The organism is Arthrobacter sp. 05T420 (assembly GCF_056396305.1).
This window is the reverse complement of sequence record NZ_JBFTLG010000020.1, coordinates 81052-100107: the sequence shown is the minus strand read 5'-3', so window position 1 is coordinate 100107 and position 19056 is coordinate 81052. Positions and strand designations below refer to the sequence as shown.

The following is a 19056-nucleotide window of genomic DNA, read 5'->3' as shown; positions in this document are numbered from 1 at the left end:
CCGGCCGGTGTCCAGGCGGAGCCGTGTTTGAGGCGGTGGTGTTTGGGGCAGGGCTGGCCGAGGTTGGAGATGCCGGTGGTGCCGCCGTCGGCCCAGGCCAGCAGGTGGTCTGCGTCGTTGTCCAGGGAGTGGTTGCTGCAGCCGGGGAACGGGCACCTGCCGTCGCGGAGCCGGAGCCAGTGCCGCTGGGCCCTCGTGAGACGGTAGCTGGTCCGGCCGATTTCCAGCGGGGCTCCGTCCCGGGGGTCGGTCAGGACCCGGTAGAAAGAGCCGGCGCCCTCGGTGATCAGCCGGCGGGCCATGGACGGCGGGATCGGCCCGTACCCGTCCAGGGTCGCCGGTTCCTCGGTGACGCCCAGCAGGGACAGGACCGGGACGGTGACCAGGACCTGCGCCCGCGGCGACGGAACACCCCCGACGAAACTCGCACCCAAGCCCGTTCCGCCTGCCGCCAGTCCGCCACTGGCGCTTCCACAGCCGGCGCCGGCTGTGCCCCCGCCGGGGCTCCCGCCGCTGGCCGTTCCACCGGCGCTTCCGCAGCCCGTGCCGCAGCTGTTGCCACTACTGGCGCCATGGCTGGTGAGCAGCCAGGTGGCGGTGATGTCGGCGCGGAGCTGGCTGAGGGTCCGGGCCTCGTCCGGGCCTTGAAGGGCGCGGGCGGCCGCGGTGGTCCGGTCCCAGATCCCCGCGGCGGTGTCGGCCGGGAGGTGGGCGGAGAGCCAGGCCATGCCGTCCCGGTCCGGGGCGTAGTCGACCCGCCGGTCCTCGGCGCTCTTGCTGTGGCGTTCTTCGATGCTGACCGGGTGGTGGCGTTCGCGCCAGGCGCGGGCCTTGGCCCGGAACCGGGCCGCCACGAGGTCCCCGGCCTCGCAGCCGCGGGCCGGGTTGGGTGCTTCGGGGTCCAGGAAATGCGCTTCCAGGCCGGCCGCCGCGGCGGGATCCAGGCCGCTGGTTTCGTCGGCGATGATCCGGGCGTGCTGCCAGGAGATCGTCCCGGCCTGCAGGGCGGCCAGGGTCAGCGGCAGCCCCGCCGTCAGTGCCCGGGAATCGGACAGCAGGGCGCCGGCGGTTCGTTCGCTCACGGTCAGCACACAGGCGAGCTCGGCGACCAGCGCCATCGCCTGCACGGTGCGGTCCTGCGGGGACGGCGCCGGCGGCGCCAGGGCCACGGTCGCCCGCGCGTAGTCGGCGGCCAGCCGCACCTTCAGCGCCGCGGCCCGGGCCTCCATCCGGGCCACCTCGGCGAGCCCGTCCAGGCACCCGTCCGCCCGGCTCCGCAACGGATCCGCATTACACAGCGGATCGGCACCGGGCGCATCGGACCTGCCAACGCCGCCGCCCATTAAAGCAACAAGCTCGGCAGCGGACGCGGCGACGGCCTCCACGGCCTCCCTGCATTCCGCACTCCACCCCGCCCGGCTTTCCATACCCCCAGCAAATCACGAGGCACCGACAATATTGGCGGAACGGACGCGGTGCAGCGCGATGCCGGCCCTGACTTCAGAACGCCGTCCTCACCCACGGCTGAGAGGTGTTTACCGGCTCTTCACACTAGAGGGTGAAGGCCTGGTCGGCCTTTCATGTTGTGCCCGGCCCGGCTCTTCACACTAGAGGGTGAAGGCCTGGTCGGCCTTTCATGTTGTGCCCGACCCCGCACGACCTACGCTCACTGACGTCGCCCCGGTCAGCTGGCCGGGTCATACTGGAACTGCCGGACCTCTTGCAAGCAGCGGCAGGCGACGGCGATCTTCGCGGCCCACTCAAGTGCCGCCGCCTGCGAGGGCAGCTCGAGAACGGTGTAGCCGCCGCTGGGCACCGTGTGGCCCGGGAACGTGACGCCTTCCGGACGGACAGGCTAGCAGCCGGTCAGGTGCCGCTTCGGTCTTTCCTGCCGGTAGAGGTACCGGCCGGCTTCGCGGAAACCGGCGTGGGCGTACAAGCTCCGCGCACCGGCGTTGGATGCCATCACCAAAAGCCAGTACCCGGCCACGCCGCGGGCCCCGCCCTCACGCAGCAGTGCCCGGACAATCCGGCCGCCATAGCCCAGCCGCCGCGCATCCGGACGCGTGGCCATGCAGTACAGGCCACCCCATGTCGGCCCCGTTGGTCCAGCGGGCCCGGTGCCGGGCAAAGCGAGCCGCGCGACGGCGGCGGGGGCACCGCCGTCGTCCCGCACCAGGGCGTAAAGGGCCGGGCACGCGGCCAGGATACGGCGCGCCACAGCGAGCTCGTCGACTCCCCCGCGCCCGTCGATGCTCCACCATAGGTCCAGCCATTCCGCCGACGGCTCGGAGGAGATTTCCACGGCTGCGTCCGGGACACCGTAATCAGCCCCGGAAGCAGCGTTGGAATCTGCGCCGGAATCTGCCAAGGGCTCCGCCCAAGACTCACGGACCAGGACCAGGGTTTCGGACTGCCGGGTGAAGCCCTCGTCATCGAGCACCGCCTGCAAGGCCGCCTGGCGCGGGCCGTCAAAGATCTGGAAGATCAGCGGAAGCCGGCGCTTCCGGTACCAAACCCGCGCCTCCCGGAGTGCGGCGAGCTGCCGGTGCGGGTCGTCACTGCCAAGATCCCGCGGCCAGACCGAGTTTGCCCGCTGTGTCACGCCGGAGGCCGCGCGGAACACCCAGCCGCCGGACTCCTCCCGTTCCGCGGCCGGCCAGGCGGCGTCCATCAGGGCCTCCAGCCCCGGGATGGTTTCGGCGTCGGCTTCCGGACTCGCTTCGGCACTAACGTCAGGGCTCGATTCGGCGTCTGTTGCGGGGTGCGGGGTCAGTGCCATCGAGGTTCTCTCCATCCGAACAAATGCCGCCAATGATGAAAGCAGCAGGGGCTCTCCGGTTGCCCGGAGAGCCCCTGCTGCTCATGCTGATGCTGCTGGCTTAGTTTTTGCCGTCCTCGGGCTTCTTCTTGGCAGTCTCCGGCTTGAAATCGACGCCGGCCTCCTTGCGCTGCTGCGCCGTGATGGGAGCGGGAGCCTGGGTCAGGGGGTCGTAGCCGCCGCCGGACTTCGGGAACGCGATGACGTCGCGGATGGAATCCACGCCGGCCAGCAGGGCAACCACACGGTCCCAGCCGAACGCGATGCCGCCGTGCGGAGGGGCGCCAAACTTGAAGCCCTCCAGGAGGAAACCAAACTTGGTCTGCGCGTCTGCCTTGTCCAGGCCCATGAGCTCGAAGACGCGTTCCTGGACGTCACGCTCGTGGATACGGATCGAGCCGCCGCCGATTTCGTTGCCGTTGCAGACGATGTCGTAGGCATAGGACAGTGCCGACTCGGGATCCGTGTCGAAGGAGTCCATGAACTCGGGCTTGGGCGACGTGAACGCGTGGTGCACGGCGGTCCACTGCCCGGCGCCGACGGCGACGTCGCCGGAGGCGACCGCCGCGGCGGCCGGTTCGAACATCGGCGCGTCAACGACCCAGCAGAAGGCCCAGTCAGCCGGGTTGATGAGGCCGGTCCGGTGGCCGATCTCCACGCGAGCAGCGCCGAGCAGCGCACGGGACGGGGTCTTCTCGCCAGCTGCGAAGAAGATGCAGTCACCGGGCTTGGCTCCGACGGCGTCGGCGAGGCCCGCGCGCTCGGTGTCGGTGAGGTTCTTGGCGACAGGACCGGCGAGCTCGCCATCTTCCTTGTACAGGACGTACGCCAGGCCCTTGGCGCCGCGCTGCTTGGCCCATTCCTGCCAGGCGTCGAGGGCTCGGCGGGCCTGGGAGGCGCCGCCGGGCATGACGACGGCACCTACGTAGGGCGCCTTGAAGACACCGAAGTTGGTGTCCTTGAAGAATTCGGTCAGCTCGGTGAGCTCCTGGCCGAAGCGCAGGTCCGGCTTGTCCGAGCCGTAGCGGGCCATAGCGTCGTGGTAGGTGATGCGCTGGATCGGCGTCGGAATCTCGACGTCGATCAGCTTCCACAGTGCCTTGACGATGTTCTCGCCCAGGCTGATGATGTCGTCCTGATCCACGAAGCTGGCCTCGATGTCCAGCTGCGTGAATTCCGGCTGGCGGTCCGCGCGGAAGTCCTCATCGCGGTAGCAGCGGGCAATCTGGTAGTACTTTTCGAAGCCGCCCACCTGCAGGAGCTGCTTGAACAGCTGCGGGGACTGCGGCAGCGCGTACCAGGAACCGGGGGCGAGGCGTGCGGGGACCACAAAGTCGCGGGCGCCCTCGGGCGTCGAACGGGTCAGTGTGGGGGTTTCGATCTCCACGTAGCCGTCCTGGTGGAGCAGCTCGCGGGCCACGCGGTTGGCTTCCGAACGCAGGCGCAGGTTGCGGGCGGGGCCGGGGCGGCGCAGGTCCAAGTAACGGTGCTTCAGGCGCGCTTCCTCACCCACCTCAACGTGCTCGTCGATCTGGAACGGCAGCGGATCGGAGGTGTTGAGGATGGTGACCTTCTCGGCCATGACCTCGATCTCACCGGTGGGAAGCGCGGGGTTCTCGTTGCCCGCGGGGCGCTGGGAGACCGTGCCGACAATCTGCAGCACGTACTCGTTGCGCAGGCCGTGGAAGACCTCTTCTTCGCGGACCACAACCTGGGCGACGCCGGACGCGTCGCGCAGGTCAACGAATGCGACACCACCGTGGTCACGACGCCGGCCGACCCAGCCGGCGAGGGTTACGGTTTGTCCAATGTGCTCGGAGCGAAGCGATCCGAGGTCATGTGTGCGCAGCACAGCATTCCTTTCAGCGGAAAATCAAAAGTGACGTTGAAAACGATGTCAAAGAAACCGGATTCAAAAAAGCGATGTTCAAAACTCAATAGGATCGCTTCAGTAACGATCCCGTTCGAGTTTACCCGTTGGAAAGGTCCCTCCCGCCATGGCAACCCAGCACGGCGACCAGCCCGGTGACCCGTCCGCCCCGCAGCTGCCGCACCAGCGGCTGCAGCGCCGGCTCGGCGTGTTCGATTCCACGGCAATCGGCCTGGGTTCCATGCTCGGCGCCGGCGTGTTCGTCGTGTTCTCCCCCGCCGCCGCCCTGGCCGGGCAGCTGCTGACCCTCGCCGTGGCGGTCGCCGGCGTCATCGCCTACTGCAACGCCATCGCGTCGGCCCAACTGGCGGCCAAATACCCGGCCAGCGGCGGCACTTATGTGTATGGGCGCCGGCAGCTCGGCGAGTGGCCCGGCTTCATTGCGGGCTGGGGATTTGTGACGGGAAAAACCGCGTCCTGCGCGGCGATGGCGCTGACGTTCGGGCACTACGTCGCGCCGGCCTACGCCACGCCGCTGGCGGTGGCCGCCGTCGTGGTGCTCACAGGGGTGAACCTCCTCGGGATCACCCGGACCGCGCTGCTGACCAGGGTCCTGCTGGCCGTGGTGCTGGCCACTCTCGTCTTCGTCGCTGTGGCGTCGCTGCTGGGTCCGCACCCGGAGGGCGCCCCCGCGGTGTCGGCGGCACCGGCCTACCCTGCTGCGGCCGCCGGCGGCTGGGGCGTCCTTTCCGCGGCCGGGCTGATGTTCTTCGCCTTCGCGGGCTATGCGCGGATCGCCACCCTGGGTGAGGAGGTCAAGGACCCCGCGCGCACCATCCCGCGCGCCATCCTGGCCGCGCTGGCCGGCGCGTTCATGATCTACATTGGTCTGGCCGCCCTCCTGCAGTGGCACCTGCCGCCGCAGCAACTGGCGGGTTCGACGGCGCCGCTGCTGGACGCGGTAGCGGTCTCGCAGCTCAGAGCCGGTGTTCCCTTCGTCCAGGCCGGGGCCGCGGCCGGCTGCCTGGGCGCTCTGCTGGCCCTGATCACCGGGGTCGGCAGGACTACCCTGGCGATGGCCCGGGAACGTGACCTGCCCGCCCCGTTGGCCAGGCTGGGCGGCACCCACACCGTCCCGGTGGTCGCGGAACTGGCCGTCGCCGCCGCCGTCGTCGTCCTGCTGCTGAGCACCGACGTGATGACCGTCGTCGGATTTTCCAGCTTCGGGGTGCTGATCTATTACGCCGTGACCAACGCCGCGGCCTTCACCCTCTCCGGACGGCCCTGGCATGCGCCGCGCTGGCTCAATGTGCTGGGCTTCCTCGGCTGCCTGGTCCTGGCCGTCACCCTGCCGCCGGCCTCCATGGTGGTCATGGCGGCGGTGCTGGCCGCCGGGCTGGCCGGGCGGTTCCTCGTCGTGCGGGTGCGCAGGACCCGAGAAAACACCAGGCCTTCCCGAATGGGCAGGACTCCCGGGAATAACTAGCGTGCGGCGGTTACGCGCACGTGCAGGTCCTCCGCGGAGGGTATCCACGCTGCCGGGTCGGCGTCGTACTGCTCGCCCGTGCGGATGTCCTTAACCTGGTGCTTGCCGTCATCGTCCGTGAACCAGACAAACGGAATGCCGCGACGGTCGGCGAACTTGATCTGCTTGCCGAACTTCTCGGCCTTCGCGGCGACCTCCGTGGCGATGCCCCGGCCGCGCAGCTGCGCCGCGACATCCTGCGCCGCACCCCAGCTGTCGTCGTTGTTGAGCGTCACCAGCACGGCGGTCGGCACGGAGCGCGTGGCCTTGGCCAGGTCCTGGCTGAGGATCCGCGACACCAGGCGCGTCACGCCGATTGAGAGGCCGACGCCGGGGAATTTGCGGTTGCCCTTGCTGGCCAGCGCGTCGTAGCGGCCGCCGGAGCAGATCGATCCCAGCTGCTCGTGTCCTACCAGGACGGTTTCCACCACGGTGCCCGTGTAATAGTCCAGGCCGCGGGCGATGCTGAGATCGGCTACCACTCGTCCCGGGGCGTGCTGGACGGCCGCCGCAATGACCTGCTCCAGCTCGTTCAGGCCTTCCTCCAGCAGCTCATTAGTGACGCCCAACGCCCGGACCTGCTCCACGAAGGACGTGTCCTGGGTGCGGATGCTGGCGAGCTTCAGGGCGGCCTGCGCCTGATCGTCAGTGGCGCCGAGTTCCTCCTTGAGCAATTCGGCCACCTTTGCGGGACCGACCTTCTCGAGTTTGTCGATGCTGCGGAGAACGCCCGGGGTGTCCGTGAGTCCGATCCCGGTGTAGAAGCCCTCGGCCAGTTTGCGGTTGTTGATCCGCAGCAGGAAGTCGGGGATGGGCAGCGCATTGAGCGCCTCGGCGATCACGAGCGCGATTTCAACGTCATAGCGGAACGGCAGCTCGCCGTCGCCGACGACGTCGATGTCCGCCTGGGTGAACTCCCGGGCCCGGCCCTCCTGGGGACGTTCGCCGCGCCAGACCTTCTGGATCTGGTAGCGGCGGAACGGGAAGGCCAGGTAGCCGGCGTTTTCCACGACGTACCGGGCGAAGGGCACGGTGAGGTCGAAGTGCAGTGCAAGTGCATGCGGGTCGGTCCGGGGCACCGTGTCCGCTTCCTCGTCCTGGAGCCGGCTCAGGCCGTAGACCTCTTTATCGATTTCGCCCTTGCGCAGCAACTGGCCCACCGTTTCCACGGCGCGGGTCTCGATCGAGGAGAAACCATGGAGCTCGAATGTCCGGCGCAGGGTGTCCAGCACATGGAGTTCCACCAGCCGCTCCTCGGGAAGCCACTCGGGGAATCCTGACAGGGAGGCTGTGCGTGCCATGGTGAAATTTTCTCCTCTGGTTACCACTGCGGTATCTCGTTGCTACTGCAGTATCTTCGGGCGCGGTCCTCACGCGGTATTCATCTGTCGAAACGTAACGAAGATAAGCGGCAGACCGGCCAGTCGTGCATAAACTGTGTGCGGCAGTCAGTTTATGCGTTCGGCGCCCGCTTCTTCCAACGGAGCCGGCCCCGGCGGGCTGCCGGCAGCTTGCTGCTGCTACCGCGACGGCGCCTACGGCCCTGCACGGTAGCGGCCATACAATCAGGAGGACCTTTGGCGGCCAGTTCACGCAGCGCACGCGAGGCGAAGCGGCGCGTCCAGCAGATGGAGGCCAGGCGCGGCCTCCGCCGGGACCAGGACAAGCGCCGCAGGCGCGACAACGTCCTGGCCATCAGCGTCGGCACAGCGGCGATCGGCCTGGCCCTGGTCCTGCAACTCACCGTCTTCGCCTCCAACCCCACCGAGGAAGAGTTCGCGGCCGTGCAGGAGGGGCTCCAGAGCCCGTCAGCGTCCGCCACGCCGACGGCTGCCCCCACCAATGCCGCGAACATCCCCAAGCCGGAAACCGCAGCAGGCAAGACCTTCAAGGGCGAGCTCAAGCTGAACCGGGGCTCGCTCGGCGTCGAGCTTGATGGCACAAAAGCCCCGCAGGCGGCGGCGGTCTTCAAATCCCTCGCCGACCAAAACTTCTACAAGGGCCTCAGCTGCCACCGGCTAACCACGGCGCCGAACTTTGGCGTCCTGCAGTGCGGTTCCAAGGCTGGAGACGGCAGCAGCGACCCTAGCTATATGTGGGGCCCACTGGAAAACACCCCGCAGGACAACAAGTACCCTGCCGGAACGATCGCCGTGGCCCGGACCGGCGGAAACGCGAACAGCAACGGCACCCAGTTCTTCGTTGTGTACAAGGACACCGTCATTCCGGCCGATGCCGCCGGCGGCTACACGGTGGTGGGCAAGGTGACCTCGGGGCTCGACGTGGTAAGCGGGATTGCCGCCGCCGGACTGAAGCCCGGCGCTAGCGCCACCGACGGCGCACCTGCGGAACCAGTCACGATAGACTCGTTCTCACTGAAGTAACCAGCTGCGGCCCACACGGCCGTGGTCCCGGTATTTCCCTCCAAGCGAAAGACTTCTAGCGGTGACAGACAGTCAGAAATCCGACGAAACATTGGCAACAGCAGCTGCCAACGAAACCGAAGCCGAGGCAACCCCTGCCGAGAATGCAGGCGCTGCGGTAGACGCTGCCGGCGAGACTGCGGCAACCGCAGCCCCGGCCGCAGCAGACGAGCCCGCAGAAGCGGCGGAACCCGCAGAGCCCACCGAGTCAGCAGTAGCAGAGCCCGCCGCGGCTGCGGAACCTGCAGAGCCCGCCGCGGCGGAGACGCCGGCTGAACCGGCCGCCGAGCCTGTTGCTGAAGCCGGGGCCACTGCTGCTCCGGCCCCGGCCCCCTCGCCGCCCGCGCGTCCCGCGCCGAGCCCGGCAGCGTTCGCTGCCCGGCCGAAGGCCAAACCGTCTCCGGCCGCCCCGGCTCCCGCTCCGGTGGCAGTGTCCTCCGCAGCCTCACTGGCGGAAGCATCCCGCTGGGGCCGTGTTGAAGGCGACGGCCATGTCTTCCTGACCGTTGACGGCACGGAATACCCCGTCGGGCAGTACCCGGGAGTCAGCGCCGACGAGGCCCTGGGCTACTTTGCCCGGAAGTTCGACGACGTCGTGGCCCAGATCGTCCTGCTGGAACAGCGCGTGAGCTCCAAGGCCCCCACTGCGGACATGCAGAAGACCGTCACCCACCTGCGCGAGCAGCTCGCCGAGCGGAACATGGTGGGCGACTTCCGCTCCGCCGAGGCCCGGCTGGACGTGCTGGTGACACAGATCGGCGAGCTCGAAAAGGCCGAGAAGGCCGAGCACGACGCCGTTCGCGCCGCCGAGCTTGCCGCCCGCGAGGCCATCGTGGCCGAAGCCGAGGAAATCGCTGGCCACGATCCCGCGCAGATCCAGTGGAAGACCTCCAGCGCACGGATGAACGAACTGTTCGAGAGCTGGAAGACCGCACAGAAGAGTGGCGTACGGCTGGGCCGCAGCAACGAGGACGCGCTGTGGAAGCGGTTCCGCGCCGCCCGCACCGTTTTTGACCGGCACCGCCGCGCCTACTTCTCCCAGCTGGACAGCACCAATTCGGCAGCCAAGGCAGCAAAAGAGAAGCTGATCGCCGAAGCCGAGGCCCTTTCCTCCTCAACGGACTGGGGTTTTGCCGCTGGCGAGTACCGCCGCCTGATGGATGAGTGGAAGGCTTCCCCGCGCGCCAGCCGCAAGGACGATGACGCTCTGTGGGCCCGCTTCCGCGCCGCCCAGGACGTCTTCTTCACCAACCGGCAGGCAGCCAACGACGAGATCGACCAGGAATACGGTGCGAACCTGGTGGTGAAGGAAGCGCTCCTGGTGGAGGCCAACGAGCTCCTGCCGATCAAGGATCTTTCGGCGGCCAAGAAGGCGCTGCAGTCCATCCGGGACCGCTGGGAAGAAGCCGGTAAGGTTCCGCGCGCCGACATGGGCCGTGTCGAAGCTGGCCTGCGGAAGGTAGAGGACGCCGTACGCCAGGCCGAGGACGAAAACTGGAAGCGCTCCAACCCTGAGACGAAGGCGCGCACCAACAGCGCCCTGACCCAGCTCGAAGCCGCCATTTCCGGTCTCAAGGAAGACCTGGCCAAGGCGGAGAAGGCCGGCGACGAACGCAAGATCAAGGCAGCCCGGGAGGCCCTTGAGGCACGCCAGGCCTGGCTCGAGCAGCTCGAGCGCTCGGCGAGCGAGCTCTCCTAGGCACGCGGCACACCAGGAAGTCAGTCCAGGCCCCGTTCCGGTTATCCACATGACCGGAACGGGGCCTGTTCCATGTCCGGGGAACCGGGAACGATGGCGGAATGGTACACATGCCCCGCGCTCCCGCCGCACCTTCAGGGCCGCCTGGTTCGGGCCAGACTGCTTCGGGCCAGCGCGCTCCGGGGCCGGCACCGGGCCCAGAGCACTGTGAGCTCTACTCCCCTGGCGCATTGTTCTCCTGGCCGGAGCTGCAGTCGATGGCGGCCGACGGCGTGCTGACGCAGCTGTATCAGCGGGGTTACCTGCCACCCGGCGCCCATGCCAGTCCGCAGCTGCGGGCCCGTGCCGCATCCCTGGCTGTGGCGCCGGCGATCCGGCAGCGGGTCGTGGCGGGGCGAATGACCGCAGCCTGGATCTACGGTTGCGCCGCCGAGCCGGACCGCCTGGCGCTGCTGGTTGACGCGAACCGGCGGATTTCCAGTTTGAGATCCGTGCGCGGCTGCACCTTCCACGAAGTTCGGCTGGGGCCGTTCGACGTCGTGAGCATGGGAGGCCTGATGGTGTCCAGCCCGCTGCGCACGGCTGTGGACGTGGCGTTGCACGTGGAAGCGGACCGGGCGGTGCCGGCTCTGAGGGCGCTACTGGCCCGTCCCGAGCTGGGCGTGCGTCTTCGGCTGATCAGGGTTGCCGTCGAAGCAAGCCCGCGCGTCCCGCACAAACGGGCGGCGCTGGCGAAGCTCGCCGCCCTCGCTGCACAGCCGTCGCCGCCCGATGCCGCCGGCTAGCTGCGGCGGCGGTTCCCTGTGGTGCGGTAAACGTCGAAGACTCCGTCGATCCTGCGGACCGCGCTGAGCACATGGCTGAGGTACTTGGGATCGCCCATCTCGAACGCAAACTTCGAGATCGCCACGCGGTCCGTGGACGTGTGGACGCTCGCCGCCAGGATGTTGACGTGGTTTTCCGACAGTATGCGGGTGACGTCGGAAAGCAACGATTTGCGGTCGAGGGCTTCGACCTGGATCTCCACGAGGAACACGCTCGCCTGTGTGGGCGCCCAGTCCACTTCAACGATCCTGTCCGGCTGACCCATCAGACCGCTCACGTTCGTGCAGTCGGTCCGGTGCACGGAGACGCCGGAGCCGCGTGTGACGAAGCCAAGGATCGGGTCCGGCGGCACCGGCGTGCAGCACCGGGCCAGCTTCACCCAGACGTCGTCCACGCCGCGCACAACAACGCCGGAATCGGAGAAGCGCGCTTTGCTGACCTGGGTGGGAATGGAGACTTCGGTGAGGGCGTCGTCCGGGTGCTCGTTTCCGCCGAGGCTCTCCACCAGGCGTTCCATAACGGACTGCGCAGAAGTATGGCCGTCGCCCACGCCGGCGTAGAGCCCGGAGATGTCGGCATACTTGAAGTCCTCCGCGATCGCAGCGAGGGCGTCGTGGGTCATGAGCCGCTGCAGCGGGAGGTTTTGCTTCCGCATCGCCTTGGTCAGCAGGTCCTTGCCGCGGTCAATCGCTTCCTCGCGGCGTTCCTTGCTGAACCATTGCCTGATCTTGTTCCGGGCCCGGGCGCTCTTGACGAAGTGCTGCCAGTCCTGGCTGGGACCGGCGCCTTCAGCTTTGGAGGTGAAGATCTCCACCCAGTCGCCGTGGTTCAGTTCGCTGTTGAGCGGAACGAGCTTGCCGTTGACGCGCGCGCCGATGGTCCGGTGGCCCACCTCGGTGTGCACGGCATAGGCGAAGTCTACGGGAGTGGACCCGGCAGGCAGGGCCATGACCTCGCCCTTGGGGGTGAAGACGAACACTTCGCGGGCGTTGATTTCAAAGCGCAGGGAGTCGAGGAACTCGCCGGGGTCCGACGTCTCCTGCTGCCAGTCCACGAGGGAGCGCAGCCAGCCCATGTCGCCGTCGCGCGGGCTGCCGGGGCCGGCGGCCGTCCGGTTCGGCTGGTCCTTGTACTTCCAGTGCGCGGCGACGCCGTACTCGGCCCGCCGGTGCATTTCATGGGTGCGGATCTGGATTTCCACCGGCTTGCCGCCGGGACCGATCACGGTCGTGTGCAGCGACTGGTACATGTTGAACTTGGGCATCGCGATGTAGTCCTTGAACCGCCCGGGCAGGGGGTTCCAGCGCGAGTGCATCGCGCCCAGGGCGGCATAACAGTCCCGGACTGAATCGACCAGGACGCGGACGCCCATGAGGTCGTTGATGTCATCAAAGTCTTTGTCGCGGACGATCATCTTCTGGTAGATCGAGTAGTAGTGCTTTGGCCGTCCGGTAATCGTGGCCTTGATCTTCGCCGCCCGGAGGTCCTCGGTGATCTGGTTGCGGATGACCGACAGGTTCTTTTCCCGCTCCGGGGTCCGGTCCCCTACCATCCGCACGATTTCCTCGTACACCTTGGGATACAGCGCAGCGAAGGACAGGTCCTCCAGCTCCCATTTGATGGTGTTCATGCCGAGCCGGTGGGCCAGGGGCGCGAAGATTTCCAGGGTTTCGCGCGCCTTGCGGGCCGAGGACTCAGCGGAGACGAAGCGCCATGTGCGGGCGTTGTGGAGCCGGTCGGCGAGTTTGATCATCAGGACGCGGATGTCCTTGGCCATGGCCACGACCATCTTGCGCACGGTCTCGGACTGGGCCGCCTCACCGAAGCTGACCTTGTCCAGCTTGGTGACGCCGTCCACCAGCATGGCCACTTCGGGTCCGAACTCGGTCTTCAGGTCGGCCAGCGTGTAGGAGGTGTCCTCGACGGTGTCGTGCAGCAGGGCCGCGGCCAGCGTGGTGCCGCTGAGGCCGAGTTCGGCAAGGATGGTCGCCACCGCCACCGGGTGCGTAATGTACGGGTCGCCGCTCTTGCGCTTTTGGCCTCGGTGGCAGCGCTCAGCCACCACGAAGGCGCGCTGGATGAGGTCGAAGTCCTCTTTGGGGTTGTTGGCACGGACCGTGCGCAGCAACGGCTCCAGGATCGGGGAGTACGCGGGGGCACCGCGGCCAGTCAGCCGGGCAAGGCGCGACCTCGTACGTTCGCGCCGGCCAGGAAACGTCGGGCGGGCGTGCGAGTTGTCGACCGGCACGGGAACATCGGGACGTCCGGGAACCACCAGGTCAGTCTGAGAACCCTGGCCTTGGCCCTTGCCCGCAGGTGCCTCCGGCACCGGCGTCGAACGTTCTTCCAATGGAACACCTCTCGCGACCGGTTAATTATTCAAGTGTATTCCCGCAGCAGGATACTTTTGTAACCGGCCGGGGTACGGCGACGGGCCGGCGGCCGTCGACATGGACGGTCTCCGGCCCGTCTGCTGGACTGGCTTACGAAAGTGGCGGAGCTCAGGCCGTAGCGGGCGATGCCGTCGACGTAGCTTTGGCTGCCGCTTCTGCGCGCCTCTGTTCCACCCGCTTGGCCTGCTTGACCAGCTCAGGTTCGCCCTGCCGCAACGCGGCGTACAGCGGCGCCGCAATGAAGATGGTCGCGGCTGTGCCCACCAGGATGCCCACGAACAGCGCCAAGGACAGGTCCCGCAGCGTTCCGGCACCGAGCAGCCCGGCACCGATGAAGAGGATCGCGCCGACCGGCAGGATGGCCACCACCATGGTGTTGATGGACCGGACCAAGGTCTGGTTGATGGCGAGGTTGACCTCTTCGGCGAAGGTGCGCCGGGTGGACGCCTGCAAGTCCGAGGTGTTCTCCCGGATCTTGTCGAAGACCACCACGGTGTCGTACAGCGAATAGCTGAGCACAGTGAGGAAGCCGATGATGGCCGACGGCGTCACCTCGAAGTCACTGAGGCCGTAAATACCGGCGGTCATGAACATCGTGACCGCCATGCCCACCAGTGCCGAGAGCGACATCTTCCAGGTCCGGAAGTAGAGCGCCATCAGCACGGCGGCCAGGCCCACAAAGATTGCCAGGCCCATCAGTGCCTGCTTCGTGACGTCCGCACCCCAGGTGGGGCCGACGAAGGTTGAGGTGACCTCGTTATCCGTCACGCCGTAGGCCTTGGTGAGGCCGTCCTTGATCTGCAGCGTCTCGTCGTCGGAGAGCTTGTCCGTCTGGATGCGCATGGTGGTGCCGGCAACGTTAGCCACGCGGGGCACAGATCCCGCCACGACGTCCTTGACGGCCTTCTCGCCGAGGGACGCATCGGTTGTCTTGACGTTGGAGACGGTGAATTCGGAGCCGCCGCGGAACTCGATGCCGAGGTTGAAACCACCCTTGGCCACCGGGATCAGGATTGAGAGGGCGACGGCGATCCCTGCAATCAGGAACCACAGCTTCCTGTAACCGACGAAGTTGTACGAGCGCTTGCCCGTGTAGAGCTCATTGCCGAATGTTGAGAAGTTGACCATTTACTTGCCCTCCTTGGACGCGCTCTTGGAGGTACCGGCGAGCTGTGCCTGTTGTGCCTGGTCCTGCTTTTCGGCGAGACGGCGTTCTGCGATGGTCATCCGGCGTTCTGCCTCGGCGGCGGCGCCGGTGTTCTTCGCGCGCACCACTGCCACGGGCTTGTCTTCCGGGGTGCGGACCCGGCCGGCACCGCGGTACAGCGGGACGGCACCGAGGCGCTTCGGGTCCAGACCCGAGAACCTGTGGCCTTCGCCAAAGAACTTGGTCCGGGCCAGCAGCTGCAGGGTGGGATGGGTGAACATGAAGACGACGATGAGGTCGGCGATCGCGGTGAGGCCGAGGGTGAATGCGAAGCCGCGGACGTTGCCCACTGCCACGAAGAACAGCACGACGGCGGCGAGGAGGTTCACGGCCTTGGAGGCGAGGATGGTGCGCTTGGCCCGCTTCCAGCCGTTTTCCACGGCCGAGACCAGGCCGCGGCCCTCACGGAGCTCATCACGGATGCGTTCGAAGTAGACGATGAACGAGTCCGCTGTCTGGCCAATCGCCACGATCAGGCCTGCGACACCGGCGAGCGAAAGCCGGTAGTTTTCGGTCCAGCCGAGGATGGCGATGGCCAGGAACGTCAGCACCCCGGCGATCACGAGGGAGGCCACGGTCACGAGGCCAAGGGCCCGGTACTGGAACAGCGAGTAGACAAACACCAGTAGGAGGCCGATCACGCCGGCGAGCATCCCCATGCGGAGCTGCTCCCCGCCAAGGGTTGCCGAGATCTGCTGCTCGCTCTGAATTTCGAAGCTGATCGGCAGGGCACCGAACCGGAGCTGGTCGGAGAGGGCCTTGGCCGATTCCTCGGTGAAACCGCCGGTGATCTGCGGCCGGCCGTCGGTGATGACGGCGAGGGAACGCGGTGCGGAGATGACCTGGTCGTCCAGGACGATTGCGAACTGGGCCTTCGGATCCGAGCCTGTCTGGCCGCTGCCGGCGGCGTAGAACTTGTACAGGCGCTCGGTGACTTCCTTGAACTTGGTGGTGCCCTGGTCGTCGAACTGGATGTTGACGGCCCATTCGTTGGTCACGGCGCCCTGGGCGCCGCGCTGCAACTGGAACGAGGAGGACTTGATGTTCGAGCCCTTCACCTCAACCGGGCCAAGGATGTACTTGATGGCCGGCGATTTGGCCGAAGCCGGCTCACAGGTCACCAGCGGCTTGGTCGGGTCGGAACGCTGCTGCTTGTCCTGGGAGGGGTTGTCGCAGTCGAGCGCCTCAAACTGCTTGTAAATCTCGGGGGTAACCCAGTTCTCGTCGCTGCTGTTGGCGGGTGCCGCCGTCGGCTTCGGCAGCTGGGCCTCAGGGGTCCGGGACGCCACAGGCACGGCTGCGCCGGGCCCCGTCTGGATAACCGGGCGGAAGTTCATGTCGGCGGAGGCCTGGATCAGCGCACGGGTTTCCTTGGCAGGAGTTCCCGGGAGGCTGACGACGACGTTGCGTCCGGACTGCGTGCTGATTTCCGCTTCCGCGACGCCCGAGCCGTCCACGCGCTGGCGGATGATCGCCACGGCCTGGTTGAGCTGGTCTTCGGTAATACCCGAACCGCCCTCAACCTTGGGCGCCAGGATCATCTGGGTGCCGCCTTCAAGGTCCAGAGCGAGCTTTGGAGCCCAGCCCGCCTGGCCGGCAATCGTGCCGCCTGCCAGGACAGCGGTCATGGCGGCGATGATTACGCCAAGCCAGACCAGCATCCTGATGGCTGAATATTTGGGGCCAGTACGTGCCATTGTCGATCTTTCTATTATTTACGGCGGATCCGCCGGCGCGGGCTCTTGGCCCCCACCGACGGATGCCCGCAACCGTTGCTTCGCGGGATAGCTCAGTTAGGCAGACTAGCTGTCTTTTTTGCCTTCGTCGTTGAGGCGGCGCAGGGATTCCTCGGGAGTTTCATTGCGCGGTGCGTCCTGGACAGGGGCGGTGGCGTCCGTGCCCTCAGCGCCCAGCTTGTCAGTGGTCAGCGAGGAGGCGTCATCGGGAACAACCGACGGCTCCTCGGCCGCAACAACCGGCTCCACAATCTTGGTGACAGCCTGGCGGTGCACGGTGGCGGTGTTGCCCGGGGACAGCTCCAGAGTGACCTTGTTCTCAGCCTCATCGATGTTGACGATCCGGCCGAACAGCCCGAAGCTCGTCATAACCTCCACACCGGGCTCAAACTTGGACTGAAGCTTGGCCTGCTGCTGCTGGGTCTTCTTGTTGCGGCGGAACATCATGAAGACGAAAAGTCCGAGCAGGACGAAGAGGAGAATCGTCATGATGTCGATGCCGCCGCCGGCCTGCGGCTGGGTCTGGGCAGAAATAAGTCCGAACACAGAGATTGTTCCGTTCTGTACTTGCATAGCTGTTTTTCAGCAACGTCCGTTTGCTCCGGGCGGCGCGGGCAAGGGTCTGCGCAGCAAGCTGGCAGAGAGACCATCCCCAAACCGCCGGCGGCTACCTGCTCTCCGCCCACGGAAACAAAACCCGAACGTGCCGAGCGTCATACCAGTCTAAAGGGAAAAGCTGAAAGTACGGTGCTAGCGGCTATTTCTGATCCGCTGGGGACCGGTTTCTTCAGCAAGGCCCACGCCGGATTCGCCCTGCGCGCCCTCGCCCGGTTCATCGCCAGGCTCGTCCGCCAGCTCTTGGGCCTGGAACAGCTCCAGCGGATCCTGGCCGAAGACGCCGGCAGGGACAGCGAAGCCCAGGTGCGTCCAGGCAGGCGCCAAGGCAATGCGGCCGCGCGGGGTCCGGCCCAGCAGCCCCTCCCGCACCAGGTAGGGTTCGGCGACCGTCTCCACGGTCTCCGTTTCCTCGCCGACGGCGATCGCGAGCGTGGACAGCCCCACCGGCCCACCGCCGAACTTGGTAATGAGCGCCTCGAGAACGGCACGGTCCAGCCGGTCCAGGCCACGCTTGTCTACCTCGTACATGTCCAGGGCCGCGGATGCCGCCCGGGCATCAATTTGTTCGATGCCGTGAACGAGTGCCCAGTCCCGGACCCGGCGCAGGAGCCGGTTGGCGATGCGCGGTGTGCCCCGTGACCGGCCGGCGATCTCGCTGAAACCGGCCGAGTTGACCTTCAGGTCCAGCAGGCCGGCGGAGCGGCGCAGGACCAGTTCCAGCTCTTCGACGGAGTAAAACTCAAGGTGGCCGGTGAAACCGAAGCGGTCCCGGAGCGGCCCGGGAAGCAGGCCGGCGCGCGTGGTGGCGCCCACCAGAGTGAAGGGCGGCAGTTCAAGCGGGATGGCAGTGGCGCCCGCGCCTTTTCCGACGACGATGTCGACGCGGAAATCTTCCATCGCCATATACAGCATTTCCTCGGCCGGCCGGGACATCCGGTGGATTTCGTCCAGGAACAGTACCTCGCCTTCAGAGAGGGAGGACAGGATGGCCGCGAGGTCGCCCGCGTGCTGGATGGCCGGGCCGCTGCTGATCCGCAGCGGGACGTTCATTTCGGCGGCGATGATCATGGACAGCGTGGTCTTGCCCAGGCCGGGAGGGCCGGAGAGGAGTACATGGTCCGCGCTGCGGCCGCGCATCCGCGAGGCCTCCAGGACGAGAGACAGTTGCTTGCGGACCCGGTGCTGGCCCACGAAGTCGTGCAGGTTCTTGGGCCGCAGGGCGGCTTCGATGACCCGCTCCTCCGGTTCCTCTCCCCCGGCGGTAATCGATGGCTCAGCCACGCGCGCCTACCCGGTTTCCGGCGCGGGCGCCGTCCTGTCCCAGCCAGCGCAGCGTCGCGCGGAGGATCTCCGCCACATTGCCCTTCGCGGCCAGTTCAGGGGAATCGGCCAGGGATTTGTCGATGCTGGCCGTGGCATCCTTTTCGGACCAGCCCAGGCTGATCATTGCGGCGACGACCTGCGGCTTCCAGACGGATTCCGCGGAAACCGCTGCGGAGGCCGGCGCGCCGGCGGTGCCGTGCGGCACGAGCTTACCGGCGAGTTCCAGCACGATCCGGCCGGCCACCTTCGGTCCAATTCCGGGGACCTTCGTGAAGGCCTTGCCGTCGCCGGAGTGGGCGGCCACCCGGATGGCTTCCGGCTCGTGGACGGCCAGAACGGCCAAGGCCAGACGGGGACCGACGCCGCTGACGCTGAGCAGGATGTCGAACACTTCGCGCTCGTCATCGCTGGCGAAACCGAACAGGGTCAGCGAGTCTTCCCGCACGATCAGGGACGTGAAGAGTTTCCCCTCATCCCCCACCCGCAGGCTGCTGAGGGTCTGCGGCGTGGCGTTGACGCTCATGCCGGCGCCGTTGAGGTCGATAACGGCGGAGGACAGGCCAACATGCGCAACGGTTCCGCGAAGAAAACTGATCAAGGCCGGGCTCCTGGGATA

14 protein-coding genes and 1 pseudogene are annotated in these 19056 nt (G+C 67.2%); 4 read left to right on the top strand and 11 right to left on the bottom strand.

Annotated features, from left to right (window positions below; translation table 11 throughout):
* From AC1DEM_RS18540 to aspS, 4 genes and pseudogenes are all read right to left on the bottom strand, one after another.
* The coding region (locus tag AC1DEM_RS18540) for an HNH endonuclease signature motif containing protein (protein WP_476885764.1) at nucleotides 1–1427 on the bottom strand (1427 nt) is incomplete at its 3' end.
* Between the two features lie 257 nt (nucleotides 1428–1684).
* A pseudogene (locus tag AC1DEM_RS18535) lies at nucleotides 1685–1810 on the bottom strand (transcription initiation protein); the annotation flags it as partial.
* Nucleotides 1811–1855: 45 nt separating this feature from the next.
* Nucleotides 1856–2782 carry a GNAT family N-acetyltransferase gene (locus AC1DEM_RS18530; protein ID WP_476885763.1) on the bottom strand — a complete coding sequence of 309 codons (927 nt, stop codon included), beginning with the start codon at nucleotides 2780–2782 and terminating at the stop codon, nucleotides 1856–1858.
* Nucleotides 2783–2882: 100 nt separating this feature from the next.
* Nucleotides 2883–4673 (bottom strand): aspartate--tRNA ligase, encoded by a 1791-nt coding sequence (gene aspS, locus AC1DEM_RS18525; protein ID WP_476885762.1) that lies wholly within the window; start codon nucleotides 4671–4673, stop codon nucleotides 2883–2885.
* 145 nt (nucleotides 4674–4818) lie between these two features.
* Between aspS and AC1DEM_RS18520 the strand changes: the two genes are divergently transcribed.
* The gene (locus tag AC1DEM_RS18520; RefSeq protein WP_476885761.1) at nucleotides 4819–6177 is read left to right on the top strand and encodes an APC family permease; all 1359 of its coding nucleotides are present in this window, start codon (nucleotides 4819–4821) and stop codon (nucleotides 6175–6177) included.
* Here AC1DEM_RS18520 and hisS read toward each other — a convergent pair.
* Nucleotides 6174–7517, bottom strand: coding sequence for a histidine--tRNA ligase (gene hisS / locus AC1DEM_RS18515; RefSeq protein WP_476885760.1), 1344 nt, complete (start codon nucleotides 7515–7517; stop codon nucleotides 6174–6176). The genes AC1DEM_RS18520 and hisS overlap by 4 nt on opposite strands.
* 276 nt (nucleotides 7518–7793) lie before the next feature.
* On the opposite strand from hisS, the gene AC1DEM_RS18510 reads away from it, so the two are divergent.
* The 3 genes from AC1DEM_RS18510 (at nucleotide 7794) to AC1DEM_RS18500 (ending at nucleotide 11123) form a co-directional block, all read left to right on the top strand.
* Nucleotides 7794–8600: a peptidylprolyl isomerase gene (locus tag AC1DEM_RS18510; protein ID WP_476885759.1), complete on the top strand. Its 807-nt coding sequence runs from the start codon at nucleotides 7794–7796 to the stop codon at nucleotides 8598–8600.
* Between the two features lie 61 nt (nucleotides 8601–8661).
* Nucleotides 8662–10338 carry a DUF349 domain-containing protein gene (locus AC1DEM_RS18505; protein ID WP_476885758.1) on the top strand — a complete coding sequence of 559 codons (1677 nt, stop codon included), beginning with the start codon at nucleotides 8662–8664 and terminating at the stop codon, nucleotides 10336–10338.
* 230 nt (nucleotides 10339–10568) lie between these two features.
* On the top strand, nucleotides 10569–11123 hold the full coding sequence (locus AC1DEM_RS18500; RefSeq protein WP_476885757.1) for a hypothetical protein: 555 nt from the start codon (nucleotides 10569–10571) through the stop codon (nucleotides 11121–11123).
* Here AC1DEM_RS18500 and AC1DEM_RS18495 read toward each other — a convergent pair.
* The 6 genes from AC1DEM_RS18495 to ruvA all read right to left on the bottom strand — a co-directional run bounded on the left by AC1DEM_RS18495 (nucleotide 11120) and on the right by ruvA (nucleotide 19038).
* Nucleotides 11120–13438, bottom strand: coding sequence for a RelA/SpoT family protein (locus AC1DEM_RS18495; protein ID WP_476885767.1), 2319 nt, complete (start codon nucleotides 13436–13438; stop codon nucleotides 11120–11122). The two genes, AC1DEM_RS18500 and AC1DEM_RS18495, sit on opposite strands and share 4 nt — an antisense overlap.
* A gap of 226 nt (nucleotides 13439–13664) precedes the next feature.
* The gene (secF, locus tag AC1DEM_RS18490; protein ID WP_476885756.1) at nucleotides 13665–14684 is read right to left on the bottom strand and encodes a protein translocase subunit SecF; all 1020 of its coding nucleotides are present in this window, start codon (nucleotides 14682–14684) and stop codon (nucleotides 13665–13667) included.
* Nucleotides 14685–16460 carry a protein translocase subunit SecD gene (secD, locus tag AC1DEM_RS18485; protein WP_476885755.1) on the bottom strand — a complete coding sequence of 592 codons (1776 nt, stop codon included), beginning with the start codon at nucleotides 16458–16460 and terminating at the stop codon, nucleotides 14685–14687. It lies immediately after the preceding gene.
* A 105-nt stretch (nucleotides 16461–16565) separates the two neighbouring features.
* Nucleotides 16566–16988: a preprotein translocase subunit YajC gene (gene yajC / locus AC1DEM_RS18480; protein ID WP_476885766.1), complete on the bottom strand. Its 423-nt coding sequence runs from the start codon at nucleotides 16986–16988 to the stop codon at nucleotides 16566–16568.
* A 261-nt stretch (nucleotides 16989–17249) separates the two neighbouring features.
* Nucleotides 17250–18398, bottom strand: a complete 1149-nt coding sequence (gene ruvB, locus AC1DEM_RS18475) for a Holliday junction branch migration DNA helicase RuvB (protein ID WP_476885754.1) — start codon at nucleotides 18396–18398, stop codon at nucleotides 17250–17252.
* Nucleotides 18391–19038: a Holliday junction branch migration protein RuvA gene (gene ruvA / locus AC1DEM_RS18470; protein ID WP_476885753.1), complete on the bottom strand. Its 648-nt coding sequence runs from the start codon at nucleotides 19036–19038 to the stop codon at nucleotides 18391–18393. The genes ruvB and ruvA overlap by 8 nt, the downstream gene beginning before the upstream one ends.
* Nucleotides 19039–19056 lie beyond the last annotated feature (18 nt).

Bases quoted from the DNA above. Each gene is read 5' to 3' on its own strand.
- AC1DEM_RS18530 (WP_476885763.1), bottom strand. From the start codon at position 2,782: ATGGCACTGACCCCGCACCCCGCAACAGACGCCGAATCGAGCCCTGAC.
- AC1DEM_RS18520 (WP_476885761.1), top strand. From the start codon at position 4,819: ATGGCAACCCAGCACGGCGACCAGCCCGGTGACCCGTCCGCCCCGCAG.
- hisS (WP_476885760.1), bottom strand. From the start codon at position 7,517: ATGGCACGCACAGCCTCCCTGTCAGGATTCCCCGAGTGGCTTCCCGAG.
- secF (WP_476885756.1), bottom strand. From the start codon at position 14,684: ATGGTCAACTTCTCAACATTCGGCAATGAGCTCTACACGGGCAAGCGC.
- secD (WP_476885755.1), bottom strand. From the start codon at position 16,460: ATGGCACGTACTGGCCCCAAATATTCAGCCATCAGGATGCTGGTCTGG.
- yajC (WP_476885766.1), bottom strand. From the start codon at position 16,988: ATGACGATTCTCCTCTTCGTCCTGCTCGGACTTTTCGTCTTCATGATG.